This window comes from Acidovorax sp. GW821-FHT10E04 (assembly GCF_059415185.1).
The window spans coordinates 80,035-104,086 of sequence record NZ_JBWKMT010000008.1; the positions used below are offsets into that span (position 1 = coordinate 80,035).

The following is a 24,052-nucleotide window of genomic DNA, read 5'->3' on the forward strand; positions in this document are numbered from 1 at the left end:
GAATTCCCTGGATCAAAGGTTACGCCCCGGTGTGGCCCGCCGCTGTCGGGCGGGTGACAGCCGCAGGCATGGTTTCATGGGGGTTTGCCCGTAGCGGCGGTGTCCCGGGACGCGCAACCGGCGCGGGCGGCTATGCGGGCTTGCCGAGCAAGGCATCCTTGAGCTTCCAGTCGGCCGGTGTGTTGCCCAGCCAGATGCCCAGCAGCGCGTTGAAGAATTCCGGCTCCTTGAAAGGCTCGCCCTGCGGCTTGCCCTTGACCGTGATCACCGTGCCGGTGCCGGGTATCCAGTCGATCATGAACTGGTCGCCTGCCTGCAGCTTCTTGTGGTCCGAGAAGATCTGGCTCATGCGCAGCACGCCGGGAATCAGCTTGGAGAACGCCGCGCGGTCCATGTTGTCCTCCATGCCGCGCGAGAAGAGCTTGCCCAGCTCGGTGGAGTCGATCTCGCGCAGCATGGTGATGCTCATGCGCTTGGGGCCCTTGAGCGCGGCAATGTCCTGCGGCGTGTGGGCTTTCTTTTCGAGATACAGGCCGGCCGTGTAGACCTTGAAGACCGCCTTGTAGCGCACGCCCGCCCCATTGAGCTGCAGGCTGCTGCCGCTCAGGCTGGTGGTTTCTTCGTACTTGACGTCGGCCACGGTGATGGTCTGGGCAATGGCACCGGCCGTCAGCAGGCACAACGCTGCCGCTGCGGCGCATCGCTGGAGGAACTTCATGCGCAACTCCTAAAAAAGAACGGTCGTTCGTTTCAAATTGTTGCTGCACCTGCTTTTTGCCGCAACAGGGTTTTCGAGTGGTTGCGCGGCGCGGCGTTGCGCTGTGTCAAAAGCGGGGCGGCCGGGAACCTTTGCTACACTTTGGGCCATGTTCATTCACCACGTGTTCATCACAGGTTGCAGCGACCGGGGAGCCTGGCCCTGGCGTCAGCCTGTCTCCTTGAACGCCTGATGGCACCTGGGCAATTGCCCCAGCGTGCACCCGTGGCCCTACCGGGGCCGATTGAATGGACCGCAGCGCCCCCTTTTATTGCCCGGGGGACACGCGCTGCCACAGCTGGGAGCTCTCCCCGTGATCACAGAACTTGAATTCAAAAGCCTGGCCGGCGAAGGCTACAACCGCATTCCGCTCATGGCGGAAGCCTTTGCGGACCTGGAAACCCCTCTCTCCCTGTACCTGAAGCTGGCCCACAGCAAGGACGGCGGCAAGCACAGCTTCCTGCTCGAATCCGTGGTGGGCGGCGAGCGCTTCGGGCGCTACAGCTTCATCGGCCTGCCCGCGCGCACGCTGCTGCGCGCCAGCGGTTTTGGCGCCAGCGCCAAGACCGAGGTGGTGACCAACGGCGAGGTGGTGGAGTCCGCAGCGGGCAACCCGCTCGACTTCATCGAGGCGTACCAGAAGCGCTTCAAGGTGGCCTTGCGCCCCGGCCTTCCGCGCTTTTGCGGCGGCCTGGCCGGCTACTTCGGCTACGACGCGGTGCGCTACATCGAAAAGAAGCTCGAAGACACCTGCCCGCCCGACACGCTGGGCTGCCCCGACATCCTGCTGCTGCAGTGCGAGGAACTCGCCGTCATCGACAACCTGTCGGGCAAGCTCTACCTCATCGTCTACGCCGACCCGGCCCAGCCCGAGGCCTACGCCAAGGCCAAGAAGCGCCTGCGCGACCTGAAGGACCAGCTCAAGTATTCGGTGAGCGCGCCCATCGTCAAGCCCACCGAGAGCCACCCCGCGCAGCGCGACTTCTCCAAGGCCGACTACCTCGCCGCCGTGGACCGCGCCAAGGAACTGATCGCCGCCGGTGATTTCATGCAGGTGCAGGTGGGCCAGCGCATCCACAAGCGCTACACCGAAAGCCCCCTGTCGCTGTACCGCGCGCTGCGCTCGCTGAACCCGTCGCCGTACATGTACTTCTACGACTTCGGCGACTTCCACGTGGTGGGCGCGAGCCCCGAGATCCTGGTGCGCCAGGAGAACACGCCCGACGGCCAGAAGGTCACCATCCGCCCCCTGGCCGGCACGCGCCCCCGTGGCGCCACGCTGGAGAAGGACAAGGCCGCCGAGGTCGAGCTCATCAACGACCCCAAGGAGCGCGCCGAGCATGTGATGCTGATCGACCTGGCGCGCAACGACATCGGCCGCATCGCCAAGACCGGCACGGTGAAGGTCACCGAGGCCTTCGCCATCGAGCGCTACAGCCACGTGATGCACATCGTGAGCAACGTGGAAGGCATCCTCAACGACGGCATGACGGCCATCGACGTGCTCAAGGCCACCTTCCCCGCCGGCACGCTCACCGGCGCGCCCAAGGTGCATGCGATGGAAATCATCGACCAGCTCGAACCCACCAAGCGCGGCCTGTACGGCGGCGCCTGCGGCTACCTGAGCTACGCCGGCGACATGGACGTGGCCATCGCCATCCGCACCGGCATCGTGAAGAACGGCACGCTCTACGTGCAGGCGGCCGCCGGCGTGGTGGCCGACTCGGTGCCCGAGCTGGAATGGAAGGAAACCGAGCACAAGGCCCGCGCCCTGCTGCGCGCGGCGGAACTGGTCGAGGAGGGCCTCGAATGACCCGCGCCATCGACAAAGTCAAATCCTGCGCCGCCATGCCGGACGTGCGCCGCGAGGTGAACAGGCTGGACGACGTGCTGGTGCCCCTGCTGGTGGAGCGCGTGGGCTACATGACGCAGGCCGCACGCATCAAGCAAGACGCCACGCAGGTGCGCGATGAGGCGCGCATACAGGCCATCGTGGACCGCGTGCGCGAGCAGGCGCTGGCCGAAGGCGGCGATGCCGACGTGATGGAAGCCATCTACCTCAGCCTCATGGAAGCCTGCATTGCCTATGAACACCGCGAGTTCGCCCGCCTGCGCGAATCCGCCTCTGCCGGGAGCGCCGCATGAAACTCTTGATGGTCGACAACTACGACAGCTTCACCTACAACATCGTGCAGTACTTCGGCGAGCTGGGTGCCGAGGTCGAGGTGTTCCGCAACGATGAAATCACGCTTGAAGGCATTGCGGCGCGCGCGCCCGACCGCCTGGTGATCTCGCCCGGCCCGTGCTCGCCCGCCGAGGCCGGCATCTCGGTGGCGGCGATCCAGCACTTCGCGGGCAAGCTGCCCATCCTGGGCGTGTGCCTGGGCCACCAGAGCATCGGCGCGGCCTTCGGCGGCACCATCGTCCGCGCGCAGGAGCTGATGCACGGCAAGACCAGCGTCATCACCACCACACAGCAGGGCGTGTTCGCGGGCCTGCCCGAAAAATTCACCGTGAACCGCTACCACTCGCTGGCCATCGATCGCGCCGCGTGCCCCGACGTACTGCAGGTCACGGCCTGGACGGATGACGGCGAGATCATGGGCGTGCGCCACAAGGAGCTGGCCATCCAGGGCGTGCAGTTCCACCCCGAAAGCATCCTCACCGAACACGGTCACGCGATGCTGAAGAACTTTCTGGAGCAGCGCGCATGACGGCGCCGGCCGATGCTGCAGCAGCTTCCTCGGGCTCGCTCGCCCAGCTGTTCCAGTACAAGCGCTGGGCCAATGAAGAGTTGCTCGCGCTGGGCGAGGCGTCACAGGCGGTATTGCCCGAAGGCGACCGCCGGCTCTTCGTGCGCATCCTGAACCACACCTACGTGGTGGACCGCATCTTCGCGAGCCACCTGCAGGGCCTGCCGCAGACCGCCTACGTGGCCACCAACACCGAAGAGACGCCCGCACTGCCAGCCCTGCGCGAGGCCGTGCGCGCGTCGGACGACTGGTACCTGCAGTACGCCGGCGGCCTCACCGCAGACCAGCTGGCCGAGCCCGTGCAGTTCCGCTTCACCGACGGCGACACCGGCACCATGACGCGGGCCGAGATACTGAACCACGTGGTGGTCCACGGCACCTACCACCGGGGCGCGGCCGGCCGCATCCTGGCGGTGCACTCCGTACCGCTGCCGCGCGACTCGCTCACCACCTTCCTGCACCGCCTGCAACCGGAGCGACGCTGGTCGTAACACCATGCCCGACAGCCACCAACTGCTCATGTTCATCGCGGCCGGCTGGCTGCTGAACCTCACGCCCGGCCCGGACGTGCTCTACATCGTGTCCAACGCCCTCAAGTCCGGTACCCGCGCGGGCATCGTGGCGGGCCTGGGCATCACGGCCGGGTGCTTCGTGCACATTTTCGCGGCCGCCGTGGGCGTGGGCGCGCTGCTGGCCACCTCGGCCACGGCGTTCACCGTGCTCAAGTGGGTGGGCGCGGCCTACCTGATGTGGATGGGCGTGCGCATGCTGCTGTCCAAGCCCTCGGGCGATGGCGGCAGCGCGGCGGCCATCGCGGCGGCGCAGGCGGGGGCATCGTCCGGTGCTGCCACGCCGCTGTCCAAGATCTTCCTGGGCGGCTTCTGGACCAACGTGCTCAACCCCAAGGTCGCGATCTTCTTCCTGGCCTTCGTGCCGCAGTTCATTGCGCCCGGCACGGAGAACAAGGCGCTGGCCTTCGTGCTGCTGGGCGTGCTGTTCAACGTGAACGCGATTCCCGTCAACACGGGCTGGGCGCTGGCTGCAGGCTGGATGGCGCGCCGCATGGGCGCGGTGCAGCGCGGCATGCACTGGCTGGACCGCATCGCAGGCGCGATGTTCATCGGCTTTGGCCTCAAGCTCGCCTTCACCGACCAACCGTCGAATTGAACTAGATAGACACCGTCGCAAAGACACTGGAGACACCATGTCCATCACCCCCCAGGAAGCGCTACAGCGCACCATCGAGCACCGCGAAATCTTCCACGACGAGATGCTGCACCTGATGCGCATGATCATGAGCGGCGAGCTCTCGCCCGTCATGACGGCGGCCATCGTCACCGGCCTGCGCGTGAAGAAGGAAACCATCGGCGAGATCACGGCCGCCGCGCAGGTGATGCGCGAGTTCTCCACCAAGGTCCATGTGCCCGATAGCAAGCACTTGGTGGACATCGTGGGCACGGGCGGCGACGGCGCCAACACCTTCAACATCTCCACCTGCTCCATGTTCGTGGCCGCAGCGGCGGGCGCCAAGGTCAGCAAGCACGGCGGGCGCGGCGTGTCCAGCAAGAGCGGCAGCGCGGATGTGATGGAGGCCCTGGGCATCCACATCAACCTCAAGCCCGAGCAGATCGCGCAGTGCATTGCAGAGGTCGGCATCGGATTCATGTTCGCGCCCAACCACCACCCGGCCATGAAGAACGTGGCCCCGGTGCGCAAGGAGCTGGGCGTGCGCACCATCTTCAACATCCTGGGACCGCTGACCAACCCGGCCGGCGCGCCCAACATCCTGATGGGCGTGTTCCACCCTGACCTCGTCGGCATCCAGGTGCGCGCACTGCAGCGCCTGGGCGCCGAACACGCCATGGTGGTCTACGGCCGCGACGGCATGGACGAAGTCAGCCTGGGCGCGGCCACGCTGGTGGGCGAGCTGAAGAACGGGCAGATCACCGAGTACGAAATCCACCCCGAGGACTTCGGCATGTCCATGTCCAGCAACCGCGCCTTGAAGGTCGAATCCCCCGAGCAGTCGCGCGAAATGCTGATCGGCGTGCTCAAGGGCGAGCCGGGCGCCGCGCAGGACATCGTCTGCCTGAACGCGGGTGTGGCACTGTATGCGGCCAATGTGGTCGACTCGGTGCCCGCAGGTCTTGCCAAAGCGCGGGCTGCGGTCGCCTCCGGCGCAGCGCTGGCCAAGCTCGATCAGATGGTCACGCGCACGCATGCGCTGGCTGCATGAAAATCAACCCCCTGAGCAGTTGCGCCGCTTCCCCCTTCTCCTGCGGGAAGGGGGACGACACCCGCAGCCTGGCAAAGCCAGCTCTGCGGTGTCCTCCGCTTTGGGCCGCGCGGGCGTTGCGCTCGCGCCATGTTTCAACGTTCAATCGCGACCCCGCCGGGGTTGAAAAGGCAGGTTTCCCATGAGCGACATCCTCAACAAGATCGTGGCCGTCAAGCACGAAGAAGTGGCCGCTGCGAAGAAGCGCATGCCCCTCGACGCCATCCGCGCCGATGCCGAGAGCCGTGTGCTCACGCGCGACTTCGAAGGAGCCCTGCGCGCCAAGATCGCCAAGGGCCAGGCGGCGGTGATCGCCGAGGTCAAGAAGGCCAGCCCCAGCAAGGGCGTGCTGCGCGCCGACTTCATCCCTGCCGACATCGCACAGAGCTATGCCGATGGCGACGGCAAGGTGAGCGCGGCCTGCCTGTCGGTGCTGACGGACAAGCAGTTCTTCCAGGGCAGCGTGGACTACCTCAAGCAGGCGCGTGCCAGCTGCCAGCTGCCGGTGCTGCGCAAGGACTTCATGGTCGATGCGTACCAGATCTACGAGTCCCGGGCGATGGGCGCCGATGCCATCTTGCTGATCGCAGCCAGCCTGGACGACGCCCAGATGGCAGACTTCGAGGCCATTGCGCGCAGCCTGGACATGGCGGTGCTGGTGGAGGTGCACGACGGCGCCGAGCTGGAGCGCGCGCTCAGGCTCAAGACGCCGCTGGTGGGCATCAACAACCGCAACCTGCGCACCTTCGAGGTCACGCTGGACACCACCCTGGGCCTGCTCAAGGATGTGCCGGCCGACCAGCTGCTGGTCACCGAGTCGGGCATCCTGAAGCCTGACGACGTGAAGCGCATGCGCGATGCCGGCGTGCACGCGTTTTTGGTGGGCGAGGCGTTCATGCGCGCGCCGGAGCCGGGCGAAGCGCTGGCGAAGCTGTTCGCCTGATTGCTTGTTTGCTCCTTATTTGATAGCTGATTGCGCTTGTCCATCAAGCGGTAGAGGCCTTTTTGACCATGAATGACGCCGCTGCAAACTCCACCCAGCTGCAAAGCGCTGACCCCGCGGACTGGCCGGTGGCTCCCGGCTGGCAGCCGCTGGTCGATGACTTCTTTGCCGGTGTGCGCGGCCAGTCGCTGCTTGCCTTTCTGCAGTCGCGGCTCGATGCGGGCGCGGTGATCTTCCCGCCCCGCCCGCTGCGGGCGCTGGAACTCACGCCGCCGGACGAGGTGCGCGTGGTCATCCTGGGCCAGGACCCCTACCACGGGCGCGGCCAGGCCGAAGGGCTGGCGTTCTCGGTGGCGCCGGGCGTGCGCCTGCCGCCCTCGCTGCAGAACATCTTCAAGGAAATGCAGCGCGACCTGGGCGTGGCTTTCCCGCCGTTTCCGAACCCGGGGGGCAGCCTGGTCAAGTGGGCGAAGAACGGCGTGCTGTTGCTCAACACCGGCCTCACGGTGGAAGAGGGCCAGCCCGCCAGCCATGCCGGCAAGGGCTGGGAGGCCCTGACCGACGCGGTCATCCGCCATGTGGCCGAGGGCGAGCGGCCCGTGGTGTTCATGCTCTGGGGCTCGCACGCGCAATCCAAGCGCGCGCTGATCCCCCAGGACCGAGGCCACTTGCTGCTCCTGTCCAACCACCCTTCGCCGCTGTCCGCCCTGCGCCCGCCCGTGCCGTTCATCGGCAACGGGCATTTCGGCAAGGCGCGCGCGTTCCGGGCGCAGCACGGGTATTGAGGCGCCAGCGCGGCGGCGCTGCGCCTCCGCAGTCTACCAGCGCCCCGGCAGCCGCTCCTTGAGCAGGTCGAGAAAGGCCTGCGCCGCCACGGGCAGGCTGCGGCCCGCCAGGGTCTGCACCTCCAGGTCGCGCAGGTCCATGCCAGGGTCGCTGATGGGCACGGCCACCACGGCGCCCGCCGCCACCAGGTGGCGTGCCGCGATCTCGCTGGCCACCGACAGCCCCCCGCCATGCGCCACGAAGTTGAGCACCGTCTTGGCATGGTTGCTGATGAGCACCGCCTCCAACTGCAGGCCCTGGCGGCTGCACACGATGTCGATCATCTGGCGCACCGTGGTCTCGGCGGGCGGCAGGGCCAGGGGGTAGGCGGCCATCTGCGCGAGCGTGACGCTGGCCGATTCCGCCAGCGCATGGCCGGGCGGGATGAGTGCCAGCACCGGAGCGCCTTGCCGGTAGGCGACCTCGATGTCCTTGTGCGGCGCACGGCTGAAGCACAGGCCGATGTCGGCCGCGCCGCTGCGCACCGCGTCGGGCACCTGGGCGGTGGGCAGCGAGATCACGCTGAACTGGATGCCCGTGTGCGTGCGCTGGAATTCCACGCACAGGCGCGGCACCAACTCGTTGGCAAATGCGTCCGACGTGGCCAGACGCACCTGCCCCGCGCGCAGGCCCTGCAGCGCGCCGATCTCGCCCAGCGCGCGTTCGGCGTCCAGCACCGTGCGCCGGGCGTGCACGGCCAGGATCTCTCCGGCCGCGGTGAGCACCATGCCGCGCGGGTGGCGGTCGAACAGCGGCGTGCCCAGCTGCGCCTCCAGCCCGGCGATCTGGCGGCTGAGCGCCGAAGCGGCTACGTGCAGCCGTGCCGAGGCTTCGGTGAGCGAACCGCTGTGCGCCACCTCCAGGAAGTAGCGCAGGGCGGTGTCTTGCAGGAGCTGGGGGCGCATGGGCAGGGCAGGGGGGCTGGAGTGGGGCGTATTGCCGGGTGGTGGCCCAAAGTATGAAGTGGTTTGCTGCTACGGCAAAGCTGCTTGCCTATTTGGCGTTGGTCTTCCGGGGGCTGGCTTCCTAAGATGGCTGTCTGGTTGCCCCCGGGCGGGGCCCTGCGGCTCCCCCTGTCCCTGTCTGCGTGCGCGGTCCGGCATCGCGCGTTTCCCCTTCTTCTGGAGTACCTGTATGCGTCTTTTTCCCTGGGGCCGTGGCGTCGTGTGCCTGGCCTGGTTGATGGTGTGGGGCGCCAGCGCACAGGCGCAGGCCGCGTGGCCCGACCGGCCCGTACGGGTCATCGTGCCGTTTCCGGCCAGCGGCGCCACCGACCTGGTGGCCCGGGTGGTCACACAGCGCGTGGCGGCCGACCTGGGCCAGCAGCTGGTCGTGGACAACAAGCCCGGCGCCGGCGGCACCCTGGGCACGGCCGAGGCGGCCAAGGCCGCACCCGATGGCTACACTCTGCTGCTGACCACCAGCAGCACGCATGCCATCTCGCCCCATCTGATGCCCAAGCTGGCCTACGACCCGCGCAAGGACTTTGTGCCCGTGGTCCACGTGGCTGACGCACCCAGCGTGCTGCTGGTCACCAACTCGCTGCCGGTCAAGACCGTGGGCGAACTCATCGCCTACGCCAAGGCCCATCCAGGCAAGCTCAACTACGCCACCAGCGGCAACGGCACCATCGTGCACCTGAACACGGCAGCCTTCAGCGCGCAGGCCGGCGTGGAGATGACGCACATCCCCTACAAGGGCACGGCGCTGGCCATTCCGGACCTGATCGCCGGGCAGACCCACGTGCTGTTCGATTCGCTGCCCACGGGCATGCCGCACGCCAAGGCCGGCCGCCTGCGGGCCCTGGCCGTGACCAGCGAGAAGCGCAGCACGCTGGCGCCCGAGCTGCCCACGCTGGCCGAGTCCGGCCTGCCCGGTTATTCGTCGGTGACCTGGTTCGGCGTGTACCTGCCCGCGGGCGCACCGCCCGCGCTGGTCGACAAGGTGCACAAGGCCTTTGCCAAGGCAGTGCAGGCGCCCGAAGTGGCCGAGAGCCTGGCCAAGCTGGGCGTGGAGCCTGCCGCGCCGCGCACGCCCGCGCAGTTTGGTGCCATGGTGCAGGCCGACAGCAACCGCTGGGCGACGGTGATCCGGCAGCACAAAATCGCGGTGGAGTAGCCCCCCCTGAGTCGCCTTCGGCGCCTTCCCCCGAGGGGGACGACACCCTCGGTGCGGGGCAGCCCTTCCTTGGCGTCTCTCGCTTTGCGCCGCGCCAGTTTCCACGCACCGCAACCCTTGCGAGCCACGGAGTCAGAACGCTATGAATAACCCAACCCTCGACTGGTCCCTTCCCTACGCCTCCCACCGCAGCGCGGTCATGGGGCGCAATGTGGTCTCCACCTCGCAGCCACTGGCCGCGCAGGCGGGGCTGCGCATGCTGCTGGCGGGCGGCAACGCGGTGGATGCCGCCATCGCCGCCGCCATGGCGCTCACCGTGGTCGAGCCCACGGGCTGCGGCATCGGCAGCGACGGCTTTGCCATCGTGTGGGACGGCAAGGAACTGCACGGTCTCAATGCCTCGGGCCGCTCACCGGCCGCGTGGTCGCCGGAGTATTTCAAGAAGCTGGGCGGCATACCCGAGACGGGGTGGAACGCGGTGACCGTGCCGGGCGCCGTCTCGGCGTGGGTGGCGCTGTCCAGGCGCCTGGGCAAGCTGCCCTTCGCACAGCTGGCGCAACCCGCCATCGACTATGCGCGCAATGGTTTTCCGGTGTCGCCCACCATCGCCCGCCTGTGGGCGCTGGGTGGCGCCAAGCTGGGCGCGCAGCCCGGTTTTGCCGAGTGCTTCCTGCCCGGTGGCCGCGCACCGCGGGCGGGCGAGATCTTCCGCAGCGAGGCCCATGCGCGCACGCTGGAACTGATCGCCGAAACGCAGGGAGAGGCGTTCTACCGGGGCGTGATCGCCGAGCGCATGGTGGCCCATGCACAGGCCCACGGCGGCGCGATGACGCTCGAAGACCTCGCCTCGCACCAGGCCGACTGGGTGGGCACCATCGAGCAGCGCTTCGGCGACTCGGTGATCCACGAGATCCCGCCCAACGGCCAGGGCATTGCCGCGCTGATGGCGCTGGGCATGCTGGACGCGCACGGCATCGGCGCGCACCCGCTCGACAGCGTGGAGACGGTGCACGCGAGCATCGAGGCCATGAAGCTCGCGCTGGCCGACCTGGACCAGTACAACGCCGACATCGGTGCGATGCGTGTCGCGCCGAAGGAGCTGCTGGAGGCGGACTATCTGCGCGGCCGCGCGGCGCTCATCGACCCCGAGCGCGCGGGCGACCCGGGCCACGGCGCGCCGCGCCCGGGCGGCACGGTGTACCTGGCGGCGGCAGATAGCCAGGGCATGATGGTCTCGTTCATCCAGTCCAACTACATGGGCTTCGGCTCGGGCGTGGTGGTGCCGGGCACGGGCATCAGCCTGCAGAACCGGGGCCACGGCTTCAACCTCAAGCCAGGCCACGCCAACGAAGTGGGCCCGCGCAAGCGCCCCTCGCACACCATCATCCCGGCGTTCGCGATGCACTCGGACGGCACGCCGCAGATGGCCTTCGGCGTGATGGGCGGCCCCATGCAGAGCCAGGGCCACACCCAGATGGCGCTGCGCGTGCTGCGCTACGGCCAGAACCCGCAGGCCGCCGCCGACGCGCCCCGCTGGCGCGTGACGGGCGGCAAGGGCGTGGCCGTGGAGCCCGCGTTTGATCCCGCCGTGGTGGCGGCGCTGCGTGCGCGCGGCCACGAGGTCACGGTGGAGGAGGGCAACGGCGTGTTCGCCTTTGGCGGGGCCCAGCTGGTCCTGCGCGACGGCGGGCACTACATCGCCGGGTCGGACCCACGCAAGGACGGGCACGCGGTCGCGTTCTGACCACCGGGCCCGGCGCGCTGGCGGCGGGTGCGCAGGCTGCCCACGGCCGCTGCGCGCGGGTCAACCGGGCGCGCAGTCCGGAAACCGCTTTTGCAGCTCCGCCGCGGCATGGTCTCGGCCACGTCGATGTTGCGCACGAGAGGGATGTACTCGCCCGGGTCGGTGAAGCGCAGCAGGGTGCTCACCACCTGGTTCCTCGGGCTGTTCTTCATCTGGCAGCCGGCCAGCTCCAGCCCCAGGCTCAGTTCCCGCGGCCCGTCGTCGGCGGCCTTCCAGGCCAGGGCCTTGTCGCGCAGCGCCTGCAGGCGCCGCAGGTCGGCGGGCTCGATGCGCCAGACCTGCACCACGGTGTGGCTGGACTCGTACGGCGCCAGCGGGCTGCGTTCCGCGGTGCTGCGCAGCTCCTGCAGCGGCAGCTTTTCTTCCAGGCGTTCCACCGTGTCGCGGTCGCCGGGCAGGCGCACCTTGCGCGACACGCCCACCGACAGCACCAGCGACTGACCGTGCAACTGCAGGCTCGGGCTGTGCACCACGGCTGCGCGCAGCGCCGCCGGATCCAGCGTCTCGATCTGCAGCTTGCGCAGCTTCCAGAGCGACGACACCGGCACGCTGCCGCACGCGGCGAGCAGCACCGCGGCGCACACAGCCAACAGCAGGGGTCGACCCCACGGTGCCCGGCGACTGCAGCAAAGAGCGGAGGCGGTAGCGCGCAGCAGTGCGGGTGCGGGCTTGGGGTTGCTCGGGGAAGAAAGGGAGCTGGGTTGCATGGGGCAATAATTACTGTAAAACGGCATGTTATTATTGTTTTGCAGAAAACTCAGGTGCCCAAATGCCTCATTCCCTTGATTTGCAGCGCTCATCGGTCCACAGCACCGCCTTTCGGCGGTTGGCCTGGGGTCTGCTCGTGGCCAGTTGGGCCTGTGCGCTGGTGTCCATCGGGCTGTCGTTGGCGCGCTGGGCCGCCATCGGGCATGCGATGGATTGGGGGCGCTGGCTGCCCGTGACGGTGGTGCCTGCGCAGGCCATGGTGGCTGGCGTGGTCGCGCCGGCAACGATGGACGCCGCCTGGCGCTGGCTCGGCGTGGCGCTGGAGTGCATACCCGGCCTGGCCCTGCTGTACACCGTGCTGTGCGTGCACCGCATCTGCCGCGCCTTCTTGCGCGGCGAGGTGTTCGGGCCGGAGGTCGTGCGCGGGTTTCGGGGCGTGGGCTGGGGCTTTCTGGCGATGTTCGTGGCGTCGCTGGTCTACCAGGTCGGCGTCTCGGCGATGCTGTCGTGGCTCGCGTCGGGGCAAAAGGGCGGTATGGTCGTGCTGAGCGTGAGCTCGTTCGAGATGAGTGTGCTGGTGGTCGGGCTGATGATGCTGCTGCTGGCCCACGTGCTCGCCGAGGGCAGCCGCCTGAAGGCCGAATCCGATGCGTTTGTCTGAAAACAGGTTCCGAGAGCGACTGCCACACCATGACGATTGTTGTCACCCTGGATGAGATGCTGGTGCGCCGCAAGGTCAAGTCGCGCGATCTGGCGGCCCATGTGGGCATCACCGAGGCCAACCTGTCCTTGCTCAAGAGCGGCAAGGTCAAGGGCGTGCGCTTCGAGACGCTCTCGGCCATCTGCGAGTACCTGCAGTGCCAGCCCGGCGACCTGCTGGCGTGGGTGGACAGCGGCGGTGATGGCGCGGACGACGGCGCGGCGCAAGAAGGCGTGTAAGTGCGCTGGTGGGGCTGGGGTGCCGTTCCCGTCAGCCGGCGCAGGCGCGTGGCAGTGGCCGTGGTGGCCTCGGTGCTGCTGCACGGTGTCATCCTGACCGCGTGGAATCTGTCGACCAGCCGCGTCTCGCCATCGCTATCGGCACCACCGCAACCATTCACATCACCGCGACAAGCGATGGAGGTGCAGTGGATCACGCACGCCGAGGTGCTGCAGCCCGCCATGGCGGTGCTCGGCCCGGGGCGTGCGCAGGCTCTCCCCAAGGGTCCCGTTTCCGCGCCCGCATCTGCATCGCGCCCGGTGCGTGCGGCAGAGCGCCACCGCAGCGCCGACGCGCCCACCGATGCAGTGACCGGCACGGTCATCGGCACCCCGGCACGCGCCGTGCAGCAGCCCCCTCCGCAGGCCGCGACTGCCGCTGCGCCCGCGCCCGAGCTGCCTGCGTCCGACAGCCGGATGGCCGATGCACCTCTGCGCTGGAGCCCCGACGCCGTGGGCCGTGCCGACCGCCAAGAGCGCGAATGGCAGCGCCGCCACGGTGCCGTACCGGCGGCGCAACTGGCAGTGGGAGACGGCGCGCCAGCGGCCAGGCCCTTGGGTGCTGCGATTTCGACCCGCGAGTGGCGCGGTGGCGATGGCTCCCGGGTCACGCAGGTGGAGAGCCCGTCGGGCACCTACTGCGTGCGGCTGCCCTCGGCCAATCGCCTGCCCGATGTGGGCGCCGCACCGCGCGTGGCGCCCGTCAGCAACTGCCCTTGACCCCGCCGATTGCCGTGGAGCCGCAGGGCCGCATCGCCGGTCAACGCGCGGGTGGGCGCTCCAGCAGCATCGCATCCCCGTAGCTGAAGAACCGGTACCCCTGCGCGATGGCGTGCCGGTACAGGCCCATGGTGTGCGCATAGCCCGCGAACGCGCTCACCAGCATCATCAGCGTGCTCTTGGGCAGGTGGAAGTTGGTGACCAGCACATCCACCACCTGGAAAGCAAAGCCCGGCGTGATGAAGATGCTGGTGTCGCCCGTGGCCAGACCGGTCTTCGCCCACGATTCGAGCGTGCGCACCGTGGTCGTGCCCACGGCCACCACGCGGCCACCGCGCTGGCGGCAGCGCTCCAGGGCGGCCAGCGTGGCCAGCGGCACCTCGTACCACTCGCTGTGCATCTGGTGCTCGGCCAGGTTTTCGGTCTTGCAGGGCTGGAAGGTGCCCGCGCCCACGTGCAGCGTGACGCTGGCGCGCTCGATGCCGCGCGCGGCCAGGCCGGCCAGCACGCCCTCGTCGAAGTGCAGCGCGGCGGTGGGCGCGGCCACGGCGCCGGGGGCGCGCGCAAACACCGTTTGGTAGCGCTGGCTGTCCTCGGCTTCGTCGGGGTCGTGGCCGGTGTTCTGCTGGCGCTCGATGTAGGGCGGCAGCGGCAGGTGGCCGTGGCGGTCCATCAGCTCCCACGGCGACTCGCCTGCGGGGCCGTGCAGCGCAAAGCGGAACAGCGGGCCGTCGTCATGGGGCCAGCGGCCCAGCAGCGTGGCGTCGAAACCACCGCCGTGGCGGCCGCCCGCCATGTGCACGGTGCTGCCGGGCAGCGGCTTCTTGCTGACCTTCATGTGGGCCACGACTTCGTTGCCCGTGCCGCCGGCTTCGGCGGGCAGCACGCGCTCGATCAAGAGCTCCAGCTTGCCGCCGCTGGCCTTCTCGCCAAAGATGCGCGCCTTGACCACCCGGGTGTCGTTGAACACCAGCAGGTCGCCTTCGCGCAGCAGGCCGGGCAGCTCGCGGAAGATGCGGTCCACGGGCTCGATGGCGCGTCCGTCCAGCAGGCGCGAGGCGCTGCGTTCGGCGGCGGGGTGCTGGGCAATGAGTTCGGGAGGCAGCGAGAAGTCGAAGTCGCTGAGCGTGTAGGTGCGCGGGGCAGGCGGGCTGGATGCGGTCATGGGGCTTGAGGGCCGGACAGGCCCGTGCCAAGAAAAAAGCGGGGAGGACGCCATTTTCCCACGGCGGGGCCGGGGGCCGGGCCTACCAGGTCTTTTCGGGAAAGCCCGACCACAGCTCGTTCAGGTCCGGAAAGCGCCACTTGTCCGGGTCTTCGCGGGCGACGATCTTCTCGTGGCACCCCGGGGCGGAGAGATCCACCGTCTCGGGCGGGACGCGCAGGCCGGAATTGGTGGAGAAGAACACCTTGACGTGGGGCGTGGTGAGCGCCGCGGCCGATTGCTCGGTCACCACGCCGATGCGCCCCGAGGTCAGCCGCACGAGCGAGCCCACGGGATAGATGCCGATGCTCTTGACGAACGCCTGGAACAGCCGCGCGTCGAAGTGGTCCTGGGTCCATTCGGCCATGCGGCGCAGCGATTCGGCGGGGTCCCAGCCGCGCTTGTAGGGGCGGTCGGAGGTGATGGCGTCGTACACGTCGCAGATCGCCGTCATGCGCGCGATCACGCTGATGCCGTCGCCCTGCAGCTTGTCCGGGTAGCCGGAGCCGTCCACCTTCTCGTGGTGGTGCAGGCACGCGTCCAGCACCGCGTCGGGCATGTTGCCGCCTTCCTTGAGCATGTGAAAGCCCTGCACCGGATGGCTGCGCACCACGGTGAACTCCTGGTCGGTGAGCTTGCCGGGCTTGTTGAGCACCGCGAGCGGTACCGCGGCCTTGCCCAGGTCGTGCAGCAGGCCCGCCATGCCGGCCAGCCGCTGCTGGTCGTCCTTGAGCCTGAGCTGTTTGGCCAGCGCCACCATGAGCGCGCACACGGCCACCGAATGCATGTAGGTGTAGTCGTCCGCCGTCTTCAGGCGCGCCAGGCTGATGAGCGCGCCCGGGTTGCGGGTGACGGAGTCCGAGATTTCCTCCACCAGGCTCTGCGCGCTGGCGGAGTCCACCGCGCGCCCCAGGCGTGCCTCGTTGAACATCGAAATCACCGCCTCCCTGGATTTCACGCAGAGGGCGGCGGCGGCCTTGAGCTCGCTCTTCATGTCGGCGGGCTTGCGGTCGCGCCTGGGCGGCGGGGGTGGGGAGGGCAGCGTGACCTTGATGGGCGGCAGGTCCTCCAGCCGGCTGAAGTCCGTCTCGATCTGGGCGTCCACCTCCTCGCGGGACACCGAGGCGGTGCCGGGGGCCACGTCCCGGCCCCGGGAGGTGTCGATCCAGCATTCATGGATCGCGGTGGCCTGGATGCGGGCGAGGTCCTTGGGGTCGCTCAGCAGGAACTTGGCCCGCCAGAAGGGGTGCTCCATCCACGAGCCGCAGAACTCGTGCAGATACATGCCCAGGGTAAGGTGCTGAATTTGGATGCGCTTGAGCATGGCAAGACCCCTGGACTCGGAAAAGGCGCCTGCCTTGACGCGCTGGCAGTGGTAACCATGGTAGCCTTTTTGCCCATTCGTGTCGTTCGTAAAACCCGCTACATGCCCGCCGCCGTATCCAGAGTTTCCCCTAGGGGACATGTGAATGCCGATTCGCCCTAGCCCCCCGGCGGCGGCGGCGGCGCCTGCCGTGTCCAAGGGCGGTGCATCGGTGGCCCAGAAGGCGCTGCAGAAGCTGGGCCTCAAGCGCGACATCGACCTGGCCCTGCACCTGCCCCTGCGCTACGAGGACGAAACCCGCATCACCCCGCTGGCCAGCGCGCGCGACGGGCAGATGGTCCAGATCGAAGCCACCGTGACCGCCAGCGAGGTGCAGCTGCGCCCGCGCCGCCAGCTGGTGGTGCAGGTGGAGGACGGCTCCGGCACGTGCGAGCTGCGCTTCTTCAGCTTCTACCCCTCGCACCAGAAGATTCTGTCCGTGGGCGCTCGCCTGCGCATCCGGGGCGAGGTCAAGGGCGGGTTCTGGGGCCGGCAGATGCTGCACCCCGCATTCCGCCTCGCGGGCGGCGAGCTGCCCGCCGCGCTCACGCCCGTCTACCCCACCACGGCCGGCTTGCCGCAGCCCTACCTGCGCCGCGCGGTGGTTGGCGCGCTGGCCCGGGTGGACCTGTCGGACACGCTGCCACCCGGCACCGAGCCGCCGTATGCGCGTTTTACAAGCCAGAATGGCCTCCCGCGCTTGTTCAGCCTGCGCGAGGCGCTCACTTTTTTGCACCACCCCACGCCGGATGTGGCGCTGTCCACGCTGGAAGACCACAGCCACCCCGCGTGGCAGCGCCTGAAGGTGGAGGAGCTGCTGGCCCAGCAGCTGTCGCAGCAGCAATCACGCCGCGCGCGGGACATGCTGCGTGCGCCGGTGCTGAAGGTGCGTCGGCCCACCGATGGTGCGCTGCCGCTGCACGAGCAACTGATGGCCGTGCTGCCCTTCAGCCTGACCGCCGCGCAGCGCCGCGTGGGCGAGGAGATCGCGGCCGACCTGGCGCGCCAGGTACCCATGCACCGGCTGCTGCAGGGCGACGTGGGATCGGGCAAGACCGTGGTGTCGGCCCTGGCCGCGTGCCTGGCCATGGACGCGGGCTGGCAGTGCGCGCTGATGGCGCCCACCGAGATCCTGGCCGAGCAGCACTTCGCCAAGATGATCGGCTGGCTCGAACCCCTCCTGGCCGCGCGCGGCCGCAGGGTGGCCTGGCTGGTGGGCGGGCAAAAGAAGAAGGACCGCACCGCCATGCTCGCGCTGGTCGAGAGCGGCGAGGCGGCGCTGGTGGTGGGCACCCACGCCGTGATCCAGGAGCAGGTGCGGTTCAAGAACCTGGCGCTGGCCATCATCGACGAGCAGCACCGCTTTGGCGTGGCGCAGCGGCTGGCGCTGCGGCAAAAGCTGGCGGAGGGCGTCGCGGCCGGGCCGCCCCAAGGCGACGCGGCCCCCTCGGGGGGCAGCGACCCGCGCAGCGGCGGAGCGTGGGGGCGCAAGGTTCCCATGGAGCCGCACATGCTGATGATGAGCGCGACCCCGATTCCGCGCACGCTGGCCATGAGCTACTACGCCGACCTCGACGTCTCGGTGATCGACGAGTTGCCCCCCGGCCGCACGCCCATCGTCACCAAGCTGATCGCCGACAGCCGCAAGGACGAAGTCATCGAGCGCATCGGCGCCCAGGTGGAGGCCGGGCGGCAGGTGTACTGGGTGTGCCCGCTGATCGAAGAGAGCGAGGCGCTGGACCTGACCAATGCCACCGCGACGCATGCCGATCTGAGCGAAGCGCTTCCCGGCGTCATGGTCGGGCTGCTGCACTCGCGCATGCCCAGCGCCGAGAAGAAGGCGGTGATGGCGCTGTTCACCAGCGGCCAGATGGGCGTGCTGGTCAGCACCACCGTGATCGAGGTGGGCGTGGACGTGCCCAACGCCTCGCTCATGGTCATCGAGCATGCCGAGCGCTTTGGCCTGTCGCAGCTGCACCAGCTGCGCGGCCGCGTGGGGCGCGGCGCGGCGGCGTCCGCCTGCGTGCTGCTGTATGCCACCAACGACAGCGGCCGCGTGGGCGAGACCGCCAAGGAGCGCCTGCGTGCCATGGCCGAGACCAACGACGGCTTCGAGATCGCCCGGCGCGACCTGGAGATCCGGGGCCCCGGCGAGTTCCTGGGCGCGCGCCAGTCGGGCGACGCGCTGCTGCGTTTTGCCGACCTGGCCACCGACACCGTGCTGCTCGACTGGGCCCGCGAACTGGCGCCGGTGATGCTGGACCGCCACCCGGACCTGGCGGCGCAACACGTGGCGCGCTGGTTGGGTGGAAAATCGGACTATCTGAAGGCATGAAGATGACATTCCCCCCAAGCCGCCGCGCGCTGCCGCGCGCGCAGCATGGGCAGGGGACTGCCATTCACCCCCAGCCCAGGAACAGACCATGACCCTGACCGAACTCAAGTACATCGTCGCCGTGGCGCGCGAGAAGCACTTTGGCCATGCGGCCGATGCCTGCTATGTCTCGCAGCCCACGCTGTCGGTCGCGATCAAGAAGCTGGAGGAAGAGCTCGACGTGAAGCTCTTCGAGCGCAGCGCGGGCGAGGTCTCGGTCACGCCGCTGGGCGAGGAGATCGTGCGCCAGGCCCAGAGCGTGCTGGAGCAGGCGGCGGCCATCAAGGAAATCGCCAAGCGCGGCAAGGACCCGCTGGCCGGCCCGCTGACCCTGGGCGTGATCTACACCATCGGGCCCTATCTGCTGCCCGACCTGGTGCGCCAGGCCATCGGCCGCTCGCCGCAAATGCCGCTCATGCTGCAGGAGAATTTCACGGTGAAGCTGCTGGAAATGCTGCGCACGGGCGAGATCGACTGCGCCATCCTGGCCGAGCCGTTTCCGGACACGGGCCTGGCCATGGCGCCGCTGTACGACGAGCCCTTCATGGCGGCGGTGCCCAGTTCGCACCCGCTGGCGGCCAAGAAATCCGTGACGGCCGCCGAACTCAAGAGTGAAACCATGCTGCTGCTGGGGGCGGGCCACTGCTTTCGCGACCACGTGCTGGAGGTCTGCCCCGAGTTCGCGCGCTTTGCGAGCAATGCCGAGGGCATCCGCAAGTCCTTCGAGGGCTCGTCGCTGGAGACCATCAAGCACATGGTGGCCGCGGGCATGGGCGTGACCCTGGTGCCGCGCCTGTCGGTGCCGCGCGACGCCCTGCTGACCGTGTCACGCCGCCGCAAGAGCGACGAGACCTACATCCGCTACCTGCCCATCCGTGAAGAGGACGGGGGGCCGCCGCCCATGCGCCGCGTGGTGCTGGCATGGCGGCGCAGCTTCACGCGCTACGAAGCCATCGCGGCACTGCGCAACGCCGTGTATGCCTGCGAGCTGCCCGGCGTCAAGCGCCTGTCCTGACCCCGCCTGCGCGGGACTACACTCTCGCCCCGCATGGCGTGCGGCTGCTTTCGGGCCGCCCGCACCGCGGGGCTGCGCCACATGCGCACCGCGGGCGCCCTGCGCACTCCACAACCCAAGGAAAGCAATAGATGAAAAAAATCCTGATGGCCGCCGGCCTGGCCCTGGGCCTGGCCGCGTGCACCAGCATGCCCACCAACGCACCCTCGGCGGGCACGGTCAAGAAGGCCGACATGGACCGCCTGGTGGCTTCGCTGCCCGCTGCGGCACAAGGCAGCTTCGGCGAGTTCCTGACCCAGGCCGCCCGCGAGAACCCGATGCTGCGCGCCAGCGTCGCGGCCTATGCGGCCAAGCAGCCGCTGGCGGGGGATGACCTGGTCAACATCGGCCGCCTGCTCGGCCTGTACAACCGCCTGCACAACCAATCCGCGGTGATCGACGCCACGGCGAAGATGGTGGCGCTCCCCACCTTCCGGTCCGAGAAAGTGCCGCCGCACGAGGACAAGTCCATCATCGCCTTCGGCGCGCTGGTGGAACGCATGGCCCGCGATTTTGGCCTGCAGTACCGCAATGTGGACAACCGCATCTTTGAAGTGAAGCTGCCCGGCACGGGCAAGGAGGAGTTCGGCATCCTCACGCACGCCGACGTGGTGCCCGTGGTGGCCGACGAATGGGTGCTGGACGACGGCACGCGCCTCGATCCCTTCAAACTCACGCGCGTGGGCGGCAACCTGTACGGCCGCGGCTCCATCGACGACAAGGGCTCGATCGCCGCCGTGCTGTATGCGATGAAGACGGTCAAGGACAGCGGCCTGCCGCTGTCGCGCACCATCCGCCTCATGATCGAGACGACGGAAGAGACCGGTGGCGACGCGATGAAGTACTACCGCGCCAGGACCGAACTGCCCGAGTACAACATCGTGCTCGACAGCAAGTACCCCGCCGTGGTGGCCGAGAAGGGCTCCGGCGCGCTGCGCGCCTCGTTCGCGCTGGGATCGATGGCTAGCGTCAGCGCCACCGCCATCACCGCCATGGCCGGCGCCGCATCGGCCAACGCCGTGCCGCAGACCGCCACGGCCAGGCTGCAGGGCGGCAACGCGGCCGATGTGGCTGCGCGCCTGAATGCTGCCAAGGCGGCATTCGTCGAGAAGTACAAGCCGCAGGGCGGGCCCTTCAGCATCGATGTGGCCCTGGACGGCGCGGCCGTGCAGGTCAAGGTCACCGGCGCATCGGCCCACGGCTCGCGCCCTGAAGAAGGCGTGAACCCGCTGCCGCGCCTGGCGCTGTTCCTGAAGGAATCCGGCGTGGTGCTCGCCCCCAACGGCTACGCGCAGGCCGTGCGCTACCTCACCGACCTGTACGGCACCGACTACCTGGGCCGCACGCTGGGCCTGGCGTATGCCGACGACTTCATGGGCCCGCTGACCATGTCGCCCAACCTCGTGCGCGAGAAGGACGGCCAGGTCGACGTGCTGGTCAATGTGCGCATGCCCCGCGGCAGCACGCCCGAGGCGCTCTCCCAGGCGACGGCCGCGAAGATCAAGGCCTGGGGCGCCCAGGCCGGCGTGGCGGTGGAGGTGGACCACAGCCAGGGCAACTGGATGGCCCGCGACCCCAAGGGCGCGTGGCTCTCCACGCTGCTCAACACCTTTGGCGACACCACGGGCCTGGAAGCCAAGCCCGTGCCCACGGCCGGCAGCACCACGGCCAAGCTCATGCCCAACGCCATCAACTTCGGCCCCGCCATGCCGGGCAAGAAGTACACGGCCCACAACGCCAAGGAGTTCAAGGAAGTGGTGGACCTGGACGCGGACATGCAGATGTTCACCGAGATGCTCGTGCGCATCGGGAATTTGAGCCAGATGCAGTGATGGCTTTGGCGCCTGCGCTACAGTGACCACCAGCCGCCGCGCGCCGTGGCCCGGAGCCTTCCGGGCTGCGATGGCGCGGCGGATTCCATCGATTGACCCCCATTCCAACGAAGGAGCTTCCCATGGCCAAGGCCCCCAAGACCACCGCAGCCCCCAGCATCAACATCGGCATCAGCGACAAGGACCGCGCCGCGATCGCGCAAGGCCTCTCGCGCCTGCTGGCCGACACCTACACGCTGTACCTGACCACGCACAACTTCCACTGGAACGTGACGGGCCCCATGTTCAACACGCTGCACACCATGTTCATGGCGCAGTACACCGAACTGTGGAACGCGGTGGACCCGATCGCCGAGCGCATCCGCTCGCTGGGCCATGTGGCGCCCGGCTCGTACGCCGAGTTCGGCAAGCTCGCCACGGTGCCCGACGCGCCCGCCAAGCCGCCCAAGGCGCTCGATATGGTGCGTGTGCTGGTCGAAGGCCACGAGGCCGTGGCCCGCACCGCCCGCAGCCTGTTCCCGCTGGCGGACAAGGCCAGCGACGAGCCCACGGCGGACCTGCTGACGCAGCGCCTGACGGTGCACGAGCAGACGGCGTGGATGTTGCGCTCGCTGCTGGAGGAGTAGCCGCACCGCAGCCCTGGACGCGGGGTGGCGCCCGCGTGCGCCCCAGGGGACGGAAGTGCGTGTTGTCCTACAGGGGGCCGCCTGGCTTGTGTGGATGATCCGGGCTTGGGCATGCCGCCTGCTGCCGTGGGGCGACGTCAGGGGCATGGAGGACAAGAAAATCTGTGATGTATGCGAATCCTCTACGTGGAAGACAACGCCGAACTGCGCGAGACCATTGGCATGCTGATGGAGGGCGAAGGCCAGACGGTGACTTCGTGCGCCACGGCCGAAGAAGCCCTGGAGCTTGATGCCCTGCAGTCCTACGACCTGCTGGTCTCGGACGTGAGCCTGCCCGGCATTTCGGGGACGGATCTCGCGCGCCGGCTGCTGGCCCAGGACCCGCAACGCTGGGTGGTCCTGTGCTCGGGCTATGAACTGGGCCACTATCCCGGCGCCTGGGGCCCCAATGTTCGGACCTTGCTCAAGCCCTTCGACCTGGAGGACCTGGAGCAGCTGCTGAGTTCCATCCGCGAGGCCGTGGCGCGCCCCGTCGCCTGACGCGCCACCGCCGTGCCGGCTCAGGCCGGCGATGCCTTGCGATCGCCGGGCGCAGGCGAGACCCGGGGCAGGGTCACGCGAAAAGAGGTGCTTGCGTCCTGTGAGCACACCTCGATGTTCCCCGAGTGCGCGTGAACGATCTGGTGCGCGATGAACAGTCCCAGCCCCAGCCCCTGGTGGCGTCCCGGCTCTCTTTCCCGTCCGTGGAACGGGTCGAAAAGATGGGGCAGCAGGCCTGGCGGTATCACGCCCCCGTTGGCCACCGAGACCGACACGCTCCCCGCCTGGGTTCCGTCCACCGCGATGCGCACGGGTTGTGCGGGATCGCCGTGGTGGATGGCATTGCCCACCAGGTTGGTCATCACCTGGCACATGCGCTCGGCGTCCCAGACCCCGGCCAGGTCCCCCGCCAGCGTGGACTCGATGCGGTGGGCCGGGAACCCGGTCTGCACCTCGTCCAGCGCGCGCTGCACCACGGCCTGCATGCCGACGGGGCCCAGCTGCAGGGCCAGCCCGCCCGCGTGGCGTATGCGGGTGACGTCCAGCAGGTCTTCGATCATCCGGCCCATGCGCTGGCTGCTGCTGAGCACCCGGTCGGCCATCGCGCCCACCTTCTCGGCATCGGGCTGGCGCTTGAGCACCGTGGCGGCCGCCGTGATCGACATCAGGGGCGTGCGCAGGTCGTGGCTCAGCACCGCCATGAACATCTCGTTGATGCGCAGCGCCGCCGTGCGCTCCTTCAGTTCGTGGGCCAGGGCCTGCTTGCGCCGGTGCAGCTCGAAGAACACGTTGGCCTTGCTGGTGAGCACGTGCGGTTCGATGGGCTTGTACAGAAAGTCCACCGCACCGCTTTCGTAGCCCCGGAACTGCCAGTTCTGCTCGCGGGATCCGGCGGTCATGAAGATCAGCGGAATATGGCGCGTGCGCTCGCTGCCGCGGATCAGTTCGGCCAGCTCGAAGCCATTCATCTCCGGCATCTGCACATCGAGCAGGGCCAGCGCCACGTCCCCGTGGGCGAGCAGCAGCTCCAGTGCCTGCGGGCCGGACTGGGCCTTCAGGATGTCGAGGCCGTCGCGCTGGAGCAGCGCTTCCAGCGCGATCAGGTTTTCAGGAATGTCATCGACGAGCAGGCATTTGATGCGGTCGGTGTGTGGCATGGTCTTCGCGTGCGGGGAGAG

General features: G+C 68.7%; 24 protein-coding genes. 18 read left to right on the plus strand and 6 right to left on the minus strand.

The features are described 5' to 3' along the window. Positions 1 to 130 precede the first annotated feature (130 nt). Positions 131 to 718 carry a chalcone isomerase family protein gene (locus tag AC07OC_RS22990; RefSeq protein ID WP_218341223.1) on the minus strand — a complete coding sequence of 196 codons (588 nt, stop codon included), beginning with the start codon at positions 716 to 718 and terminating at the stop codon, positions 131 to 133. A gap of 352 nt (positions 719 to 1,070) precedes the next feature. On the opposite strand from AC07OC_RS22990, the gene trpE reads away from it, so the two are divergent. The 8 genes from trpE (at position 1,071) to AC07OC_RS23030 (ending at position 7,513) form a co-directional block, all read left to right on the plus strand. Continuing rightward, the gene (gene trpE / locus AC07OC_RS22995) at positions 1,071 to 2,570 is read left to right on the plus strand and encodes an anthranilate synthase component I (protein WP_218296791.1); all 1,500 of its coding nucleotides are present in this window, start codon (positions 1,071 to 1,073) and stop codon (positions 2,568 to 2,570) included. Next, positions 2,567 to 2,902, plus strand: coding sequence for a chorismate mutase (locus tag AC07OC_RS23000; RefSeq protein WP_218341224.1), 336 nt, complete (start codon positions 2,567 to 2,569; stop codon positions 2,900 to 2,902). Before trpE ends, AC07OC_RS23000 begins: the two co-directional genes overlap by 4 nt. Next, complete coding sequence (locus AC07OC_RS23005; RefSeq protein ID WP_218296793.1) at positions 2,899 to 3,471, plus strand: aminodeoxychorismate/anthranilate synthase component II; 573 nt, start codon at positions 2,899 to 2,901, stop codon at positions 3,469 to 3,471. The genes AC07OC_RS23000 and AC07OC_RS23005 overlap by 4 nt, the downstream gene beginning before the upstream one ends. Then, the gene (locus tag AC07OC_RS23010) at positions 3,468 to 4,001 is read left to right on the plus strand and encodes a DinB family protein (protein WP_218341225.1); all 534 of its coding nucleotides are present in this window, start codon (positions 3,468 to 3,470) and stop codon (positions 3,999 to 4,001) included. The genes AC07OC_RS23005 and AC07OC_RS23010 overlap by 4 nt, the downstream gene beginning before the upstream one ends. A 4-nt stretch (positions 4,002 to 4,005) precedes the next feature. Beyond that, positions 4,006 to 4,677, plus strand: coding sequence for a LysE family translocator (locus tag AC07OC_RS23015; protein WP_218341226.1), 672 nt, complete (start codon positions 4,006 to 4,008; stop codon positions 4,675 to 4,677). A 37-nt stretch (positions 4,678 to 4,714) separates the two neighbouring features. Beyond that, the gene (gene trpD, locus AC07OC_RS23020) at positions 4,715 to 5,746 is read left to right on the plus strand and encodes an anthranilate phosphoribosyltransferase (protein WP_218296796.1); all 1,032 of its coding nucleotides are present in this window, start codon (positions 4,715 to 4,717) and stop codon (positions 5,744 to 5,746) included. A gap of 181 nt (positions 5,747 to 5,927) precedes the next feature. Then, a complete protein-coding gene (gene trpC, locus AC07OC_RS23025; RefSeq protein ID WP_218341227.1) occupies positions 5,928 to 6,728 on the plus strand; it encodes an indole-3-glycerol phosphate synthase TrpC in 801 nt (266 codons plus the stop codon). A gap of 68 nt (positions 6,729 to 6,796) precedes the next feature. Beyond that, positions 6,797 to 7,513, plus strand: a complete 717-nt coding sequence (locus tag AC07OC_RS23030; RefSeq protein ID WP_218341228.1) for a uracil-DNA glycosylase — start codon at positions 6,797 to 6,799, stop codon at positions 7,511 to 7,513. 33 nt (positions 7,514 to 7,546) lie between these two features. On the opposite strand, the gene AC07OC_RS23035 is transcribed toward AC07OC_RS23030, so the two are convergent. Further along, positions 7,547 to 8,458: a LysR family transcriptional regulator gene (locus AC07OC_RS23035; protein ID WP_218341229.1), complete on the minus strand. Its 912-nt coding sequence runs from the start codon at positions 8,456 to 8,458 to the stop codon at positions 7,547 to 7,549. 229 nt (positions 8,459 to 8,687) lie between these two features. Between AC07OC_RS23035 and AC07OC_RS23040 the strand changes: the two genes are divergently transcribed. Continuing rightward, complete coding sequence (locus AC07OC_RS23040) at positions 8,688 to 9,671, plus strand: Bug family tripartite tricarboxylate transporter substrate binding protein (protein ID WP_218296800.1); 984 nt, start codon at positions 8,688 to 8,690, stop codon at positions 9,669 to 9,671. 142 nt (positions 9,672 to 9,813) lie between these two features. Continuing rightward, on the plus strand, positions 9,814 to 11,415 hold the full coding sequence (locus AC07OC_RS23045) for a gamma-glutamyltransferase family protein (RefSeq protein WP_218341230.1): 1,602 nt from the start codon (positions 9,814 to 9,816) through the stop codon (positions 11,413 to 11,415). On the opposite strand, the gene AC07OC_RS23050 is transcribed toward AC07OC_RS23045, so the two are convergent. Next, positions 11,364 to 12,065, minus strand: coding sequence for a hypothetical protein (locus tag AC07OC_RS23050; protein ID WP_494602336.1), 702 nt, complete (start codon positions 12,063 to 12,065; stop codon positions 11,364 to 11,366). The genes AC07OC_RS23045 and AC07OC_RS23050 overlap by 52 nt on opposite strands. A 179-nt stretch (positions 12,066 to 12,244) precedes the next feature. Between AC07OC_RS23050 and AC07OC_RS23055 the strand changes: the two genes are divergently transcribed. From AC07OC_RS23055 to AC07OC_RS23065, 3 genes are read left to right on the plus strand one after another with little or no spacing between them, the layout of a single operon-like run. Beyond that, positions 12,245 to 12,844, plus strand: a complete 600-nt coding sequence (locus AC07OC_RS23055) for a DUF2975 domain-containing protein (RefSeq protein WP_255591593.1) — start codon at positions 12,245 to 12,247, stop codon at positions 12,842 to 12,844. 29 nt (positions 12,845 to 12,873) lie between these two features. After that, positions 12,874 to 13,122, plus strand: coding sequence for a helix-turn-helix domain-containing protein (locus tag AC07OC_RS23060; protein WP_218341232.1), 249 nt, complete (start codon positions 12,874 to 12,876; stop codon positions 13,120 to 13,122). A gap of 48 nt (positions 13,123 to 13,170) precedes the next feature. Further along, the gene (locus tag AC07OC_RS23065; RefSeq protein WP_218341233.1) at positions 13,171 to 13,881 is read left to right on the plus strand and encodes a hypothetical protein; all 711 of its coding nucleotides are present in this window, start codon (positions 13,171 to 13,173) and stop codon (positions 13,879 to 13,881) included. 40 nt (positions 13,882 to 13,921) lie between these two features. Here the strand turns inward: AC07OC_RS23065 and queA are convergent, their stop codons facing one another. Both queA and AC07OC_RS23075 read right to left on the minus strand, forming a co-directional pair. Next, positions 13,922 to 15,046 carry a tRNA preQ1(34) S-adenosylmethionine ribosyltransferase-isomerase QueA gene (gene queA, locus AC07OC_RS23070; protein ID WP_218341234.1) on the minus strand — a complete coding sequence of 375 codons (1,125 nt, stop codon included), beginning with the start codon at positions 15,044 to 15,046 and terminating at the stop codon, positions 13,922 to 13,924. An 82-nt stretch (positions 15,047 to 15,128) separates the two neighbouring features. Further along, positions 15,129 to 16,409, minus strand: coding sequence for a cyclic di-GMP phosphodiesterase (locus tag AC07OC_RS23075; RefSeq protein ID WP_218296806.1), 1,281 nt, complete (start codon positions 16,407 to 16,409; stop codon positions 15,129 to 15,131). A gap of 145 nt (positions 16,410 to 16,554) precedes the next feature. Between AC07OC_RS23075 and recG the strand changes: the two genes are divergently transcribed. From recG to AC07OC_RS23100, 5 genes are all read left to right on the plus strand, one after another. Then, on the plus strand, positions 16,555 to 18,783 hold the full coding sequence (recG, locus tag AC07OC_RS23080; protein WP_218341235.1) for an ATP-dependent DNA helicase RecG: 2,229 nt from the start codon (positions 16,555 to 16,557) through the stop codon (positions 18,781 to 18,783). Between the two features lie 88 nt (positions 18,784 to 18,871). Continuing rightward, a complete protein-coding gene (locus AC07OC_RS23085) occupies positions 18,872 to 19,837 on the plus strand; it encodes a LysR substrate-binding domain-containing protein (protein WP_218296808.1) in 966 nt (321 codons plus the stop codon). Positions 19,838 to 19,968: 131 nt separating this feature from the next. After that, the gene (locus AC07OC_RS23090; RefSeq protein ID WP_218341236.1) at positions 19,969 to 21,708 is read left to right on the plus strand and encodes a dipeptidase; all 1,740 of its coding nucleotides are present in this window, start codon (positions 19,969 to 19,971) and stop codon (positions 21,706 to 21,708) included. A 122-nt stretch (positions 21,709 to 21,830) separates the two neighbouring features. Beyond that, positions 21,831 to 22,334, plus strand: a complete 504-nt coding sequence (locus AC07OC_RS23095; protein WP_218296810.1) for a Dps family protein — start codon at positions 21,831 to 21,833, stop codon at positions 22,332 to 22,334. Positions 22,335 to 22,505: 171 nt separating this feature from the next. Then, positions 22,506 to 22,874: a response regulator gene (locus tag AC07OC_RS23100; protein WP_218296811.1), complete on the plus strand. Its 369-nt coding sequence runs from the start codon at positions 22,506 to 22,508 to the stop codon at positions 22,872 to 22,874. A gap of 20 nt (positions 22,875 to 22,894) precedes the next feature. Here AC07OC_RS23100 and AC07OC_RS23105 read toward each other — a convergent pair whose 3' ends face one another. After that, the gene (locus AC07OC_RS23105) at positions 22,895 to 24,031 is read right to left on the minus strand and encodes a hybrid sensor histidine kinase/response regulator (RefSeq protein ID WP_494602428.1); all 1,137 of its coding nucleotides are present in this window, start codon (positions 24,029 to 24,031) and stop codon (positions 22,895 to 22,897) included. Positions 24,032 to 24,052: the final 21 nt, after the last annotated feature.